Here is a 1,173-nt window from a genome sequence, read left to right as displayed (position 1 = left end):
CGCGGGCGGGGGCGGCGAGGGCGCCGCGGCCGGTGATGCCGAGCAGTTCGGCCTCGGCGAGGGTCCAGGCGGTGAGGTCGTCGCGCAGTTCGCGGCCGTCCGGGCCGGTGGGCCCGCCGCGCAGCGGGCGCTGCCAGCGCAGGGTGGGGAGCAGTTCGTCGGCGGTGGCCGGGGTGCCGGGCGGGAGTTCGGCGAGCAGGGCGAGGGTGGCGCGGCGGACGGACGGGGCGAGGGTGCGGTCGAGTTCGGGGCCGAGGGCGGCGCGCGGCTTGCCCTTGCCGTCCGGGGTGCCGGTGAGCGCGGGGACGCGGGTGGCGGCGAGCCAGGCGCCGGCCAGGACGGACCAGCGTTCGGCGGTGTCCAGTTGCAGCCAGGTGTCGTACGCCGGGGTCGGCGCCCAGCACTCGTCGGCCTCGCCGTCGGGGGCCAACAGGCCTGAGGCGTAGCTGAGTTCGAGCCAGAAGGCGGCCTGCTGCTCGGTGCTCTCCAGGGCCTGGGCGGTGCGCTTGAGGTCCCGTACGCCGAGGCCGCCGGCCCGCAGGGTGGGCGGCGGGGTGAGGCCCCAGGCGTCGAGGAGCTCTTCGACGGTCTTGACGGCGGTGTGCGCCTGGCCGGCCGCGGCGCCGTCCACAGCCTGTGGATCGCGCGGGGCGGCGGCGGGCACGGGCTCGGGTTGGACCGGTTCGACGGTGCGGTGGGTGCGGCCGCCGCGCAGGTGCAGGGCGAGCTCGCGCGGCAGCACGACGCTGCCGGGGCTGCTGGGCAGCAGCAGGCCGCGGGCCAGCAGCCACTCGACCGGGCTCTGCGCGTCCTCGGCGGTGACCGGCCGGGTGGCGTCCGGGACGGTGCCGGTGGGCGGGCCCCAGACCAGCCGGTCCAGCAGCCGCAGCGCGGCTTCGGGGGCGGTGTCGAGCAGCGCGGCGCAGCGGGCGCGGTCGGTGAGCAGCGCGGTGAGGGCGGCGACGGCGCTGACCGGGTCCGGGGTGGCGGGTTGCCCGGCCGAGGCGAGCAGCTGCTGGAGCCGGGCCGGGGACATGCCGACGGTGGCGTCGGCGAGGGTCGGGCCGAGGCCGGTGCGCCCGGGGTTGGCGGCGGTCGGGGCGAGCGCCTCGCGGACGGCGAGGACCAGCCGCAGGCCGTTGTCGGGGCCCCAGAGCAGCGCCCGGTCGCGCA

General features: G+C 79.2%; 1 pseudogene. It reads right to left on the bottom strand.

The annotated features are described in order from the left end of the window. Window positions 1–1,173 (bottom strand): annotated as a pseudogene (locus J0670_RS38380) (DNA-binding protein); the annotation flags it as partial.

Source organism: Streptomyces sp. FH025 (assembly GCF_017427025.1).
GTDB lineage: Bacteria > Actinomycetota > Actinomycetes > Streptomycetales > Streptomycetaceae > Kitasatospora.
Note: the sequence above shows the minus strand (reverse complement) of the source record. Positions and strands in the feature narration are given on the sequence as shown.